The organism is Fulvivirga ulvae (assembly GCF_021389975.1).
Taxonomy (GTDB): Bacteria; Bacteroidota; Bacteroidia; order Cytophagales; family Cyclobacteriaceae; genus Fulvivirga; species Fulvivirga ulvae.
Window position 1 is genome coordinate 643,016 of record NZ_CP089981.1, and the last position, 14,328, is coordinate 657,343.

The window sequence follows — 14,328 nt, forward strand, 5'->3', positions numbered from 1 at the left end:
CGCTGATTACAAGCCTCAAAAAACCAGCTATTTACGTATATCTCACCTGACATGAAATATACTTTTTATTATATTATCTTAGTTTAAGCGATGTTTGAACATAAAAAAGTTTATTTTTATGATGTACCCACTCACATTTATCGCTCAGGGCATCTTAATAATACCAGTGGCTATGACTAAAATTCAGGCAAAAGATTTTTCTCATTCGTCGATTCTGGAATCCATCAAAGATGCCGTTGTTGTTCGGGATCTCAACGGTAAGATACTGTTTGCAAATAAAGCAGTTGAAAAACTTTTTGGGTATACCAGCAAAGAACTGACAGGAAACGACATCAGCCCGATTGTACCACTTATAAAAGCCAATGAAGAAAAGCGTTTGGGTGAAAGTATTTTATGGGGTGAAGAAGTAGAAAATTATGAAACCGAGAGGATTGATAAAAAAGGGAATACCGTTTATGTATCAGTAAGCCTGGCTCCTTTAAAATCCCCGGAGGGAAAGATATTAGGTACCACTACAGTGATGCGTAACATCACCGATAAAAAGAAAGCGGAAGGTAAATTTCAGGCTTTACTGGAATCTGCTCCCGATGCCATGGTAATAGTGAATAAGTTCGGTCAGATAGTATTGGTAAATGCCCAAACCGAAAAGCTTTTTTCCTATAACCGCACAGAGTTGGTAGGGCAGGATGTGGAGGCACTTATCCCCATACGCTTTAAAGATAAGCACCCGGGGCACCGCAAGAGATTTTTTGAAGATCCTAAGGTTAGGGAAATGGGCCTTGGCCTTGAGCTTTATGGCATGCGTAAGGATGGAACGGAGTTTCCTGTTGAGATTAGTTTAAGTCCTCTAAAACTTGAGGACGGAGTTTTTGTATCGGCCGCTATTCGAGATATTACCATAAGAAAAAAGAGTGAGGAAAAGTTTAAGGGCTTACTCGAATCTGCTCCTGATGCTATGGTCATAGTTAACAGGATGGGGCATATTGTACTGATCAATGCGCAGACAGAAAAACTTTTTGACTACAAACGTGAAGAAATAATTGGCCAGGACATAGACATACTGATCCCTGACCGCTACAGGGTCATTCACCCCTCTCACCGCAAGTCTTTTTTTGCAGAACCAAAAGCAAGGGCTATGGGAGCGGGCCTTGAATTGTACGGCAAAAAGAAGAATGGCGATGAATTTCCGGTAGAGATCAGCTTAAGTCCGCTTGATACCGAAGAAGGCCTGCTTGTTTCTGCAGCCATCAGGGATATTTCGGCCCAGAAAAAAGCTGCCGTAGAACTGAAAGAATATGCCGACCAGCTGGAGCTATCTAACAAGGAACTGGAACAATTTGCCTATGTAGCCTCTCACGACCTGCAAGAACCGCTGAGAAACATTACCAACTTTGTAGCTGTACTGGAAGAATCTACAAGGGATCTGCTGGATGAGGAGAATAAGTATTTTCTCAGTGTAATCATGAAGTCTACCGAAAGGATGAAAGTACTTATAAGAGAGCTTTTGAATTTTTCCAGAATAGGCCGGAACAGAACACTGGAAAAGGTCAATTGCAATACGGTAGTAAAAGAGATTTTAGCGGATATGGATTGGGTGCTGAAAGAAAACCAGGCAAAGGTAACTGCCGAAAATCTGCCGGTAATTACCGGCAACAATATTGAAATCAAGCAAATCTTTCAAAACCTGATCAGCAACGCCATTAAATTCAGAAAGAGGGACATTGCACCCGAAATAGCTATTCGCTGCAGAGATAAAGGAGACTTATGGGAGTTTTCAGTTGAAGACAACGGTCTCGGAATTAAGGAAGATTATTTAAAAAAGATCTTTCTTATTTTTCAACGGCTCCATACTGAAAATGACTATCCCGGCACCGGCATTGGCTTGGCAACCTGTAAAAAAATAATTGAAATTAATGACGGACAAATCTGGGTTGACTCCAAACCGGGAGCTGGTTCAAGTTTTTATTTTACTATATCAAAACAAAAGATTGATACTAAATGAATATGGTAGACTGTATACTCCTCATAGATGACAATGTGCATGATAATTTTATTCACACACGCACAATAAATAAGATTCCGGCAGCAAAAGAAGTGAAAACTGTTACTACAGGTGAAGAAGCTCTGGAATACCTTAGGCTCAGCAAAGAGCACACTGAAAAATACCCCGTTCCCAATCTTATCTTTCTGGATATCAATATGCCGGGTATGAATGGTTTTGACTTTCTGGAAAGAGCCCGGCAAGAAGGACTGTTCGAAAACAGTGCCCCCATTTTAGTTGTAATGCTAACCAGTTCTTTAAACTCTGACGATCAAAAAATGGCATCAGAACAGTTCTCGCATGAGATCAAGGATTTTAAAAATAAACCATTAACGACCGAAATGCTTACCGATCTTCTAAAAAAATATTTCTGACAGAATTTCCCAGTCTACTTTTTTGATTGAATTCCGGACGCTTTCCCCTCTATTTTGAACCTCCCCGCTTTCAAAAGGCATGCAGCCTTTCCATAGGAGATAATTTTTTTAACACTTACTTTGAAATACAAAGTACTTTTTATTAACTTTAGCTATAAAATGATGTCATACACATTTCCGAAAAAAACTCTGATAATGATGAAAAACAAAAGATTGACAGGAATTATACTCGCAGTAGCCATACTTTTACTGATTCCTTTTATAGCCATGCAGTTCTCCAATGAGGTAGACTGGTCAGCATTTGATTTTATTATAGCCGGCGTACTGCTGCTGAGCACAGGCCTTGCCTGTGAGCTTGTGATGCGCAAAGTGCATAAAACGACACACCGCCTTATCATTTGTGCTGCTATCCTACTGGCACTATTCCTTATTTGGGCAGAATTGGCCGTTGGCATCTTCGGGACACCGTTTGCCGGGAGTTAGGCAAATATCCCGGACCAGCAGCTTCTAAGTGCAATAAAACTTATAACCAGTCCGGGATACCTTCAATATAATGACGCAGTCCGTCTTTTTCAAAACCCGCTGAAAGAGCAGACGGCACCAACTAGTTGTGCTTTAGTTTACTTGCTTACACGCAAGGGTAAGCTTCTCAATCCATATACCGCACTGTTTTCTGAAGGGTATAAAGTGAAAGGTTCCTGATACTCTATAGTGGAATATCTCTTCAAAAGCGCTGCCAATGCATTTTTAGCTTCGAGATGAACCAATGGGGCTCTCAAACAAAAATGTATGCCCTGCCCTAATGCCAAATGAGGATTGGGATGGCGATGAATATCAAAGACATCAGCATTGCAGAACTTGCTTTCTTCACGGTTTGCCGACCCGATCATCGCCAGTACCACCTGCCCTTTGCTAATTACCTGGCCATTAAGCTCCGCATCTTCTTTAGCCAGTCTTATTGTCATCTGGAACGACGGCCTGTGACGCAACGTTTCCTCCGTCAGATGATACACAAAGATATTGTTCCCCTACGCTTGCGCACTTTTCTTTATTATGAAAGAGTCTGATGGTATGAATGGGCTTTGTAATAAAGAAATTCCGGGAAGTATCACTAATGCCAAAGCCGTTCGCATATGACTGACGTTTACCTGTTCCCGGTTTTCAGTATGCATGGATATTATCAGGAAAGCCTATACGTATCCTGTTTAATACTTAACAAATCAATAATTACGAACCAGTTGCCTCAAACAACATCTTTATTTAGCTTTGTGGTTCTATGAAGAAATTAATTGTTGGATTTATTCTTTCGCTGTTAGTTTACCTGATAGGTGGATATAGCCAACAGTTTGCCCATGTGTACAAAAACCATGAGCCCGGATCTTCACTAGCCAATCATTTAAAAAAGACACACCAAAGCTTTAACGAAGAACGAGAAGTTCTCACCTCCAGACCTTACTCATCGCACGCACCTACAAAGCACATCATCTTCGAAGTGCCTGAAAACTGCGAAGAAGAAGAGTCAGAATCCGTTTCTTCAAGAACCCATCCTGGGTATGCCGGTTTTCTGATCGGCTTCCCATATAAACAATCTCATCAACACCTTTTCAGCTATTTACGCAAAGCCGTACCTTCCGGCAGGCAATCACTTAATATCCTTTCTCCTGGGCTATATCTCATTCTCCAGGTGTTCAGAATATGATTTAAAACCTTTCCCGCCAGGCAATTGAATCAGTACTGGCCTTTCCCGGAGTTGTTTAATTACTGATCTGCACAGGAATTTGTCCGTGGGTCCGGCACTCCGTTTATATCCTTTTAAAATTTTCAAAACTACTATAAAAATTATCTATGATGAAGAGAGTTCTCACAGTCGTGGGCTTGTGTGCTTTATTGTTGCATACGGGCTGTCACTCAGAAAAAGAGGCGCATCACGAAAAAGAAGCTAAATTACCCGTTACCCATCCTGTTAAAATGGATACGGCAATCACCCAGGAGTATGTATGCCAGATCCATTCGATCCAGCATATCGAGCTCAGGGCGCAGGAGAGAGGTTATTTACAAAAAATCTATGTAGACGAAGGGCAGTTTGTGAAAAAGGGACAGCTTCTTTTCCAGATCATGCCTGCCTTGTATGAGGCAGAATTACAAAAAGCTCAGGCGGAGGTCAACTTTGCCAATATTGAATACAAAAATACCAAAAGGCTGGCAGACAGCAATGTGGTAGCACCCAATGAACTGGCCATGGCAGAAGCCAAGCTTGATAAGGCCAATGCTGAACTGGCCCTCGCCAGGGTGCACCTCCAGTTAACCCAGATCAAAGCACCTTTCGATGGCATCATTGACAGGTTCCAGGTGAGACAGGGGAGCCTTGTAGATGAAGGGGACTTGCTTACCAACCTCTCGGACAATAGCCACATGTGGGTTTATTTTAATGTGCCTGAGGCCGAATATCTGGATTACATGACCCGTACTACAAAGGACAGCACTACAAAAGTGAACCTGCTTATGGCCAACAACAGGTTGTTTGATCAAACGGGAACCATCGAAACCATAGAGGCCGATTTTAATAATGAAACAGGGAATATCCCATTCAGGGCAACCTTCCCCAACCCCAAAGGCCTTTTAAGACATGGTGAAACAGGGAATATTGTTATGAATATTGCTTTGAAGGATGCTCTGATCATTCCGCAAAAAGTAACTTTCGAGGTTTTGGATAAGAAATATGTCTATGTAGTAGATGAAGACCACAGGTTAAAATCAAGGGAAATCACCATAGCAGCAGAAATGCCACACATATATGTAGTACAAGACGGCTTGACTGAAAATGACAAGATCCTTTTGGATGGCTTACGTCTGGTGAGAGAAAATGACGAGATAGACTCCGAATTGGTAGAAGGCCGCATTGCCTTGTCTCAACTGGATCTGTACGCGGAATAATTAAATACTAAAAATAAGAAAACATGTTTAGTAAATTTATACACCGGCCCGTGCTGGCTATTGTGATTTCCATCATTATAGTTTTTGTAGGGTCACTGGCTATTAAACAGCTACCGATATCACAATTCCCTCAGATAGCTCCGACAACAGTCAATATTTTCATCGCTTACCCGGGTTCCAGTGCCGATGTTTTGGTTAAGTCTACCCTCATCACGCTGGAAAACTCTATTAATGGCGTTCAGGGTATGAGGTATATTGCCACGGATGCCACCAGTGCAGGCGAGGCTACCCTGAGAGTAATCTTTGAACCGGGTACCGACCCTAACGAGGCCGTTATACGCGTTAAGACCCGGGTAGACCAGGTCATGCCGCTGTTACCTGAACTGGTTCAGCGCGAAGGGGTCATCATTACGCCCATTCAGCCTAGCATGCTTATGTATGTAAACCTTTACAGTAAGCATAAAAGCATGGATGAAAAATTTCTGTACAATTATGCCAATGTAAAAATGATCCCTGAAATCAGCAGGATCAAAGGGGTGGCCAGAGCACAGATATTGGGTAGCCGCAAATATGCCATGCGCATCTGGCTTAACCCCGATCGTATGCGCGCTTACAATATTTCTGTGGAAGAAGTTATGGAGGCCCTTGGTGAGCAGAGCATTGTGGGCCGACCGGGCCGGTTAGGCAGAAGCTCCGGTATCAAAGCCCAGTCGCTTGAGTACGTGCTTACCTACAAAGGACGGTACAATAAGCCTGAAGAATATGAAAATGTGATCATCAGGGCCAATGCCGAAGGTGAAAGTATACGCCTGAAAGATATTGGCAAAGCAGAGCTGGGCAGTGAGTTTTTTGACATCTATTCCAACCTGGACGGACACCCTTCCGCTGCCATTGTGCTGAAGCAGAACTATGGTAGCAATGCCAGTGATGTAATAAAAGAAGTAAAAGCAAAGCTGAAGGAGATGGAAGCCACCTTCCCGCCGGGAATGGACTATAAGATCAGCTATGACGTATCACAGTTCCTTGACGCATCCATTGAGCAGGTAATCCATACGCTTCGTGATGCATTCATATTGGTAGCCCTGGTGGTGTTCATCTTCCTTGGCGACTGGCGCTCTACCCTCATACCTATCCTGGCGGTTCCGGTATCATTGATCGGTGCGTTTTTTGTTATCCAGTTTTTCGGACTCTCCATTAACCTGGTCACCTTGTTTGCTTTGGTGCTTTCCATTGGTATTGTGGTAGATGATGCCATTGTAGTAGTTGAAGCTGTGCATGCGAAAATGGAAGAGCACCCCCGCATGTCGCCTTATAAGGCAGTTAAAAAAGTGCTGGGAGAAATCAGTGGTGCCATCATTGCCATTACAGCCGTAATGGTGTCGGTTTTCCTTCCCATCTCTTTTATGTCCGGCCCGGTGGGCACTTTCTATCGCCAGTTCTCCATTACCATGGCCAGCTCAATTGTAATTTCGGCTATCATCGCCCTTACACTCACACCGGTATTATGTGCCATGTTGCTGAAGAACAACCACGGAAAAGCTAAAAGGAAGAACCTGCTCACTAAGGCGCTGGACAGTTTTAACAGCGGGTTTGATAAGCTCACCGGCAAATACGTGGGACTGCTGAAATCCATTGTCAGTCGAAAGTGGCTTACCTTCGGCATACTGCTGGCATTCTGTGCCGGAATATTTTACGAAAACCAGATTTTACCTTCAGGATTTATCCCCAGTGAAGACCAGGGTACCATCTATGCCATTATCCAGACACCTCCGGGTGCGACTCTGGAGAGGACTAACCAGGTATCGCAAAAGCTTCAGAAAATATGTGAGGAAATCGACGGAGTAGAGTCAGTATCCTCACTGGCGGGCTATGAGATCATGACCGAAGGAAGGGGATCAAACGCAGGAACCTGCCTCATCAACCTGAAAAAGTGGTCAGAGCGGAAACATTCGGTAAAGGAGATTATGGAAGAGCTGGAAGAGAAATCTGAAGGCCTGGGAGCAATCGTTGAGTTCTTCGAACCTCCGGCGATTCCGGGCTTTGGCTCTTCGGGTGGTTTTTCCCTACGGTTGCTGGATCAAACCACCGACACTGATTACCAGGAGTTTGATAAAATAAACCAGGAGTTTATGGACAATCTGGGCAAACGCAAAGAGCTTACCGGGCTTTTCACCTTTTTCGCAGCCAATTACCCGCAATATGAGCTGGAGATTGACAATGACCTGGCCATGCAAAAAGGTATATCCATAGGCAAAGCGATGGAAAACCTCAACATCCTGATCGGAAGTACTTATGAGCAGGGCTTTATTAAATTCGGGCGCTTCTTCAAAGTTTATGTGCAGTCAGCTCCTGAGTTCAGACGGCTGCCATCAGATGTGCTGAAGCTTTTTGTTAAAAATGACCACGGCGAAATGGTACCTTACTCTTCATTTATGAAGTTGAAAAAGATGCAGGGTCCCAATGAAGTAACCCGCTTCAACATGTACAACTCCGCCGCTATACAGGGCCTGCCGGCCAAAGGGTATACAACTGCCGATGCTATACAGGCTATTCGGGAAGTGGCCAGCCAGACGTTGCCCAAAGGCTATGACATAGCCTGGGAAGGCCTTTCATATGACGAATCCAACAGGGGCAATGAAGCACTCTATATTTTTATTATTGTTTTGGTCTTTGTTTATCTCGTGCTGGCAGCCCAATATGAAAGTTTCATCATTCCGATGGCTGTCGTGTTTTCTCTTCCCGTAGGGGTGTTCGGGTCATTCCTGCTTCTCAAAGCTATGGGACTTGAAAATGACATTTATGCCCAGATCGGCCTGATTATGCTTGTAGGGCTGTTGGGAAAAAATGCAGTGCTTATTGTAGAGTTTGCAGTTCAGAAGCGCCAGCAGGGAGAGACCATCTTCAATGCAGCCATAGAAGGTGCTAAAGTACGTTTCCGACCTATATTGATGACTTCATTTGCCTTTATAGCGGGCCTTATTCCGCTGGTGATCGCTACCGGCGCCGGTGCCATTGGTAACAGGACTATCGGGGCTTCTGCCCTTGGTGGTATGCTCTTCGGAACCGTTTTCGGGGTCATCGTCGTCCCCGGGCTGTATTTCATATTCGCCCACCTGGCAGACGGAAGGCAACTGATTAAAGATGAAGATGACAACCCATTAACTGAAGATTATGTCCAAAATGCGTAAAAAAATAATATATCCATGCCTGGGAGCAGCGATACTTACACTGCTCTTTGCAGCATGCTCCATTCCTGCTGTGGTCGAAAAAACGCCAGGTAAAGATGTACCCGGAGGCTATACAGACTCTCGGGACACTACCAATACGGCCAAGGTGAGCTGGAGGGAGTATTTTACTGACCCTAACCTGGTAGCCTTGATTGATACCGCTCTGAACAACAATCAGGAGCTTAATATCACCTTGCAGGAGATAAGAATAGCTCAAAATGAAGTAAAGGCACGAAAGGGAGAATATTTGCCTTTTGTGGATGTAAAGGCAGGTGCCGGTATAGATAAAGTGGCCAGGTACACAAGTCGCGGGGCAAGCGAAGCCACAACAGAAATTGAGCCGGGAAGGGAAATGCCGGAGCCGCTGCCCGATTATCTTGTAGGTGCCTTTGCCTCATGGGAAGTTGACATCTGGCACAAACTGCGCAATGCTAAAAAGTCAGCGGTAATGAGATACCTGTCTTCAGTTGAAGGCAAAAATTTCATGGTCACAAACCTGGTATCCGAGATTGCCAACGCGTACTACGAACTGCTGGCATTAGACAACCAGCTGCAAATAGTAAAGCGGAATATTGAAATTCAGAGCAATGCGCTGAAAATCGTCAGGCTGCAGAAGGAGGCTGCCCGGGTTACAGAACTGGCCGTGCGGAAGTTTGAAGCTGAAGTACTCAGCACCAGGAGTTTGCAATATGAGATCCAGCAACAGATCATAGAAACCGAAAACCGGATCAACTTCCTGCTGGGCCGCTATCCTCAGCCAGTGGCCAGGGATTCAGATGCTTTTACTACAATAATTCCCGATACTATTCAGGCAGGTATACCTGCCCAGTTACTGGAGAACCGCCCTGATATCAGGCAGGCAGAACTTGAGCTGCAAGCTGCAAAGCTGGATGTAATGGTGGCCAAAGCTAACTTTTATCCATCGGTGGGCATTACAGCAGGCATCGGGTTGCAGGCCTTTGATCCTACATACCTGGTAAAGACCCCGGAATCATTGCTATATAACGTTGCCGGAGATCTGGTAGCTCCATTGGTTAACAGGAATGCTATAAAGGCAACATACAACAGTGCCAATGCCAAACAGATACAAGCAGCTTACAATTATGAGAGGACTATCCTGAAGGCATACATTGAAGTGGCTAATCAGCTGGCGAAAATTGATAATCTGGGAAAAAGCTATGAGCTCAAATCCATGCAGGTGGAAGCACTTGTGCAATCGATCAATATTGCCAACGACCTTTTTACTTCTGCCCGGGCAGAATATATGGAGGTGCTTTTGACCCAGCGCGATGCATTGGAGTCAAAGTTTGAATTGGTAGAAACGAGGAAGCAGCAAATGAATGCACGTGTGAGTATTTACCAGGCACTTGGCGGCGGCTGGAACTGATCCGCATTCGTTTTCCAGCCAGAGTTTTACTGTTTAAGGATCAGGAGCTAATCGGGCTCCTGACCTTCTATAAGAAAAAAGAGGTGTTCCAATATGGAAGCCACTCAGGTTTAATGTCTCGATTTCAGTATATCACAATAGTGGCTTCTGAGACACCTCTCTTTTTTTTTTGAAATAGCCAACGGAACGCAAATCAGCACGATAGTTGGATGCCAGGGCTACCTGACAGATCATCCGGAGGCAAACTTGAAATGATAAAAACAGGATACATGCTGACGGCGTTGCCAGCACAATTACCAATACTCCCGAATACAGAGGGAGAGTGAAGAGTTATTCACATAGTTGCCAAACAAGAAAAAATCCATAGCGACATGGATGAATTCAATTTTGAAAGATTAGAGTTGGCTTGACCGGCCTTACAACAATCCCTTCTCTGCAAGAGTCTCCTTTATCCTTTCATGCCTCCTCCAGAACTTATCCTCCAACTGCTTGTATACCTTATCAAATTCCGGGTGATCTTTCATTTTTTCCATCATAGGATCATCTTCAAACATCAGGACCCAATAGAAGTAATCATCCTCTCTGGCAAAAAGCTTCAGCTCCTGCAAGGCCCGGTCCTGGTCACCTTCATAGGAATAATATGCTGCAAGACTGATGTGTTTATAAATGGATTTATCCTCATCGGCAAAATCCTTAAAAAGCTTCAAATAGTGGTCGGCTTTATCCGGCATACCAAGCTTATCGTGCAGCACGGCAATTTTTGAATATTCAGAGGGGTAAATATCCAGATCCAGGGATTCTTTCAGGCTTAGAAATTTGCTGTAATACTTATTCGCCAGCTCATAGTTTTCATTGTAATAACAAACCTTGGCTACTTCCTGAAGTACGTCCAGCCTGGTGGTATCTTTGGCCAGTATGTTGATCAAGCTCTCTTGTAAGTTGTTTATGTCATCGTCAGCAGCATAAATAATATAAGCCCTCAGGTAATCAGAATAGATGTTTTGAGGGTTGTACGCCAACGATTTTTCTGCATATTGCCGGGCCTGACTGATAAAGCCAGCCTGGATGAGCGCATTGCTTACGTGCAGGTAAATAAAACTGGTTGTTACCGAATCATTGGAATTGATGTCAAGTTGAATCCCTTTAAGAGCATATTCAAGATATTTCTCCGTATTCGGCATATAGTTAGTATAATAATTAGAAAGAGCATTGAGCACCTGGGCGGAATTGGGGTTGTACTCCAGAGCCCTTTCGAGATAAGGCAGAGCCTTTTCATAGTCATTAGCATTTATATAGTAAAATGACTTGGCAATCAGTGCATCCCCCAGGTGCGCATCTATAAGCAGTGCCTGGTCTGCATTATAGTTCGATTGCGACAGGTACTTTTTTTTGAACCTGGAAAGCATCCAAATAATAATAAGCAATGGCAATATAGGCATAAGCCAAGGCAAAGTTTTTGTCCCTCTTAACAGCTTTTTCCATCCAGTCAATCGCTTCAAATACACCTTCTTCGGAATCCCTGTTTAGCGCATCGATACCCTGCAGATAATAGTCATAGGCCACCATATCATCAGTGGGCACTTTTTTTATTCTTTTTTCTTCCTCTGGAGTAATAATCACTTGTATTTCCTGCGCTATACTTTTGGCCACATCAACCTGCAAGTCAAAGATGTCACCGAGATTACGCTGGTACTCCCTGGCCCATAAATGCCTGTCTCCGGTGGCATCTATAAGCTGGATATTCAGCCGAATTTCGTCACCAACCTTCTGACCACTGCCTTCCACAATATAGCTCACATTCAGTTCCTCCTTAATTTCAGGAATGCTCCTGTTGGTATTTCTGTATTTCTCCACAGAAGTGCGGCTCACTACACGAAGGTCTTCTATTTTCTGAAGATGCCCAAGCACAGACTCCATCACGCCATTGATGATGTACACGTTGGCAGAGTCGGTACTATTATTAATAAAGGGAAGCACCGCAATAGATTTTTCTACCGGATAAGTATGCCCTGGAGATTTATTGAAAAAGAATATTGCCGTCAATACCAGTAGAATTATTCCAGCACCCATGGCCAGCCACCCGTATTTTCTTTTATCTGATGAAGACTTATGAGGTGTTTTTACTACAACTTCTTCCTCAGCAGACTGAACTGCCTCACCTGGCGTGTACCCGTATTGCTCGCGAAAACATTTTATAAAATACGATGTGCTGCTGAAACCAACCTTAAAGGAAATTTCAGAAACGGTAAAAGAACCATTCCTCAGCATTTCTAAAGCTCTTTGCAACTTTACCTGGCGGATGAACTGACTCACAGAGCAGCTCGCTTCCTTTTGTACCTTTCTCAGTAGATTCGACCGGCTCATATGCATTGCCTCGGCCAGCTCAGAAACACCAAACTGTTCATTGGCAAGATTCCCGTCAATGATCTCCGTGATCTGTCTGATGAACGGTGAGTCTTTAGAAGTCGAATTTTGCATTAGTAAATAAAATTTCCTGACACTCAAAAGTGTCGAAAATAATCATCAAACAAAAACCGGAAACCCTGAAATAAATCAATCCTGAGGCAGGTTTTGCTTCATACTTTATACTGTTGCATCATATTTTATACAGGATGTTCAAAGCTTATATGTTTTGCTTTTTTCGTGTTTAGTGACGCAGCTGCTTTTGGTTGAGCTTTGCTATAAACAATTAAAAAATTACTTATTATGAAAAATTTAACGATCAAAGGATTAATAGCTGCAGTCACAATCATATGGGCTGCTGCCTGCAATGGCACCAGCCAGGAAATGAAAAGCACCGGAGAAAATGTCGCAGCCGAAGCACCGAAAATGAGTATTCATGAAGCCGTATTCATGGGTAATGTAAATGCCGTGCAGAAGCATGTGGCGGCAGGCACTGACCTGGATCAAAAAGACCAGTGGGGCTCCACACCATTAACTATTGCAGCTACATTTGATCGAACGGAGGCAGGCCTGACACTAATAAATGGTGGTGCTGACCTTAATCTGCAAAATAGAGAAGGTTCAACTCCTCTTCAGGTGGCTGCCTTTTTCGGGAGAACGGAGCTGGCAGCGGCGTTATTAAAAGCTGGTGCTGACAAGGAGATCAAAAACAACCAAGGGAGCACCGCCCTTGAGGTGGTGACTATACCTTTTGATACTTTAAAGCCTATATACGACCAGATAGGAAAAGACCTTGGACCTTTCGGGCTTAAGCTCGACTACGACAGGCTGCAAGCCGAACGCCCTAAAATTGCCTCATTGCTAAAAAAATAATAAACCATGTATAAAAGAAGATATGACATCGACTGGATCAGGGTGATTGCCATTGGTTTATTATTGATTTACCACATTGCAATCGTATTCCAGCCCTGGGGCGTTTTCATAGGCTTTATTCAGAGCCATGAGCCACTTGAATCTATCTGGATACCCATGTCTGCTCTGAATGTATGGCGCATTCCGCTGCTGTTTTTTGTTTCAGGCATGGGAGTTTGGTTCGCCCTGCGCAAACGCAACCTGAAGTCCCTCCTGCTGGAACGCACCAGGCGGATCTTTCTGCCTTTTGTGTTCGGAGTGTTGTGTATTGTACCACTTCACCAGCTATTGTGGCAGGATTATTACCATCAGGATCTGGCATGGGTACCTTCACCTGCGCATCTTTGGTTTCTGGGCAACATCTTCATCTATGTACTGCTCTTATCCCCACTATTTGTCTACCTGAGGGAGAAGGAAAACTCCTGGCTGAAGAGATGGTTAAAGCGGCTGTTCTCCCGTCCCGTGAGTATACTGATCATTGCTGTACCATTTGTATTAGAAACAATACTGATCCAGCCCGACCCTTACGAAATGTATGCCGTTACCTGGCATGGGTTCGTCTTTGGTTTTCTTTGCTTTCTTACAGGATTCTGCTGTATGCTGGCAGGTGAAACGTTCTGGCCAACAGTACTGAGGTGGCGCAAGGCCTACCTGGGGATAGCAATTGCATTATTTCTCATCCGGCTCCTCGTTTTTGAGCTTAAAGGGCCTGAACTGCTCTTGCCTGTAGAAACCCTGTTCTGGATATTTGGCGTGTTTGGTTTTGGCTACAAACATCTCAACAAACCGAGTGACACGCTGCACTCACTAAGCCAGGCCGCTTACCCGGTTTACATCGTGCATATGGTTTGGCTGTACCTTGGCTCTTATTTGATTTTGCCTTTGGAAATGGCTGTGGAGTTGAAATTTACATCAGTAATTGTTTTTACAGCCATGGGGTGCTATGTCAATTATGAGGTTATCCGCCGGGTAACTTGGCTCAGGCCTTTATCTGGGTTAAATAAGGGTAAAGATATCAGTGCAGAAGAAATTAAGGTGGTCAGTTACTGA

The 14,328-nt window shown here is 44.0% G+C and carries 12 protein-coding genes; 9 read left to right on the forward strand and 3 right to left on the reverse strand.

Features of this window, described 5'->3' with window-relative positions; genetic code table 11:
* Nucleotides 1–118 precede the first annotated feature (118 nt).
* The 3 genes from LVD17_RS02740 (at nt 119) to LVD17_RS02750 (ending at nt 2,898) form a co-directional block, all read left to right on the forward strand.
* Nucleotides 119–2,002: a PAS domain-containing sensor histidine kinase gene (locus tag LVD17_RS02740; RefSeq protein ID WP_233764610.1), complete on the forward strand. Its 1,884-nt coding sequence runs from the start codon at nt 119–121 to the stop codon at nt 2,000–2,002.
* Nucleotides 1,999–2,415 (forward strand): response regulator, encoded by a 417-nt coding sequence (locus LVD17_RS02745; RefSeq protein WP_233764611.1) that lies wholly within the window; start codon nt 1,999–2,001, stop codon nt 2,413–2,415. The genes LVD17_RS02740 and LVD17_RS02745 overlap by 4 nt, the downstream gene beginning before the upstream one ends.
* A 198-nt stretch (nt 2,416–2,613) precedes the next feature.
* Nucleotides 2,614–2,898, forward strand: a complete 285-nt coding sequence (locus LVD17_RS02750; protein WP_233767920.1) for a hypothetical protein — start codon at nt 2,614–2,616, stop codon at nt 2,896–2,898.
* Between the two features lie 137 nt (nt 2,899–3,035).
* On the opposite strand, the gene LVD17_RS28450 is transcribed toward LVD17_RS02750, so the two are convergent.
* Nucleotides 3,036–3,428 carry a cytochrome P450 gene (locus LVD17_RS28450; RefSeq protein WP_255702556.1) on the reverse strand — a complete coding sequence of 131 codons (393 nt, stop codon included), beginning with the start codon at nt 3,426–3,428 and terminating at the stop codon, nt 3,036–3,038.
* Nucleotides 3,429–3,691: 263 nt separating this feature from the next.
* Here LVD17_RS28450 and LVD17_RS02760 point away from each other — a divergent pair, with 263 nt between their 5' ends.
* From LVD17_RS02760 to LVD17_RS02775, 4 genes are all read left to right on the forward strand, one after another.
* The gene (locus LVD17_RS02760) at nt 3,692–4,114 is read left to right on the forward strand and encodes a hypothetical protein (RefSeq protein ID WP_233764612.1); all 423 of its coding nucleotides are present in this window, start codon (nt 3,692–3,694) and stop codon (nt 4,112–4,114) included.
* A 149-nt stretch (nt 4,115–4,263) separates the two neighbouring features.
* Nucleotides 4,264–5,349, forward strand: a complete 1,086-nt coding sequence (locus LVD17_RS02765; RefSeq protein ID WP_233767922.1) for an efflux RND transporter periplasmic adaptor subunit — start codon at nt 4,264–4,266, stop codon at nt 5,347–5,349.
* 23 nt (nt 5,350–5,372) lie between these two features.
* Nucleotides 5,373–8,537: an efflux RND transporter permease subunit gene (locus tag LVD17_RS02770; RefSeq protein ID WP_233764613.1), complete on the forward strand. Its 3,165-nt coding sequence runs from the start codon at nt 5,373–5,375 to the stop codon at nt 8,535–8,537.
* Complete coding sequence (locus LVD17_RS02775; RefSeq protein ID WP_233764614.1) at nt 8,530–9,963, forward strand: TolC family protein; 1,434 nt, start codon at nt 8,530–8,532, stop codon at nt 9,961–9,963. The genes LVD17_RS02770 and LVD17_RS02775 overlap by 8 nt, the downstream gene beginning before the upstream one ends.
* Nucleotides 9,964–10,379: 416 nt before the next feature.
* Here the strand turns inward: LVD17_RS02775 and LVD17_RS02780 are convergent, their stop codons facing one another.
* Nucleotides 10,380–11,369 (reverse strand): tetratricopeptide repeat protein, encoded by a 990-nt coding sequence (locus LVD17_RS02780; protein WP_233764615.1) that lies wholly within the window; start codon nt 11,367–11,369, stop codon nt 10,380–10,382.
* Nucleotides 11,323–12,441 carry a helix-turn-helix domain-containing protein gene (locus tag LVD17_RS02785; protein ID WP_233764616.1) on the reverse strand — a complete coding sequence of 373 codons (1,119 nt, stop codon included), beginning with the start codon at nt 12,439–12,441 and terminating at the stop codon, nt 11,323–11,325. Before LVD17_RS02785 ends, LVD17_RS02780 begins: the two co-directional genes overlap by 47 nt.
* A 228-nt stretch (nt 12,442–12,669) precedes the next feature.
* Here LVD17_RS02785 and LVD17_RS02790 point away from each other — a divergent pair, with 228 nt between their 5' ends.
* Both LVD17_RS02790 and LVD17_RS02795 read left to right on the forward strand, forming a co-directional pair.
* Entirely contained in the window at nt 12,670–13,239 is a 570-nt protein-coding gene (locus LVD17_RS02790; protein WP_233764617.1) for an ankyrin repeat domain-containing protein, read from the forward strand.
* Between the two features lie 6 nt (nt 13,240–13,245).
* Entirely contained in the window at nt 13,246–14,328 is a 1,083-nt protein-coding gene (locus tag LVD17_RS02795; protein WP_233764618.1) for an acyltransferase family protein, read from the forward strand.

Bases quoted from the DNA above. Each gene is read 5' to 3' on its own strand.
- LVD17_RS02740 (WP_233764610.1), top strand. From the start codon at position 119: ATGATGTACCCACTCACATTTATCGCTCAGGGCATCTTAATAATACCA.
- LVD17_RS02745 (WP_233764611.1), top strand. From the start codon at position 1,999: ATGAATATGGTAGACTGTATACTCCTCATAGATGACAATGTGCATGAT.
- LVD17_RS02750 (WP_233767920.1), top strand. From the start codon at position 2,614: ATGAAAAACAAAAGATTGACAGGAATTATACTCGCAGTAGCCATACTT.
- LVD17_RS02760 (WP_233764612.1), top strand. From the start codon at position 3,692: ATGAAGAAATTAATTGTTGGATTTATTCTTTCGCTGTTAGTTTACCTG.
- LVD17_RS02765 (WP_233767922.1), top strand. From the start codon at position 4,264: ATGAAGAGAGTTCTCACAGTCGTGGGCTTGTGTGCTTTATTGTTGCAT.
- LVD17_RS02770 (WP_233764613.1), top strand. From the start codon at position 5,373: ATGTTTAGTAAATTTATACACCGGCCCGTGCTGGCTATTGTGATTTCC.
- LVD17_RS02775 (WP_233764614.1), top strand. From the start codon at position 8,530: ATGCGTAAAAAAATAATATATCCATGCCTGGGAGCAGCGATACTTACA.
- LVD17_RS02780 (WP_233764615.1), bottom strand. From the start codon at position 11,369: ATGCTTTCCAGGTTCAAAAAAAAGTACCTGTCGCAATCGAACTATAAT.
- LVD17_RS02785 (WP_233764616.1), bottom strand. From the start codon at position 12,441: ATGCAAAATTCGACTTCTAAAGACTCACCGTTCATCAGACAGATCACG.
- LVD17_RS02790 (WP_233764617.1), top strand. From the start codon at position 12,670: ATGAAAAATTTAACGATCAAAGGATTAATAGCTGCAGTCACAATCATA.
- LVD17_RS02795 (WP_233764618.1), top strand. From the start codon at position 13,246: ATGTATAAAAGAAGATATGACATCGACTGGATCAGGGTGATTGCCATT.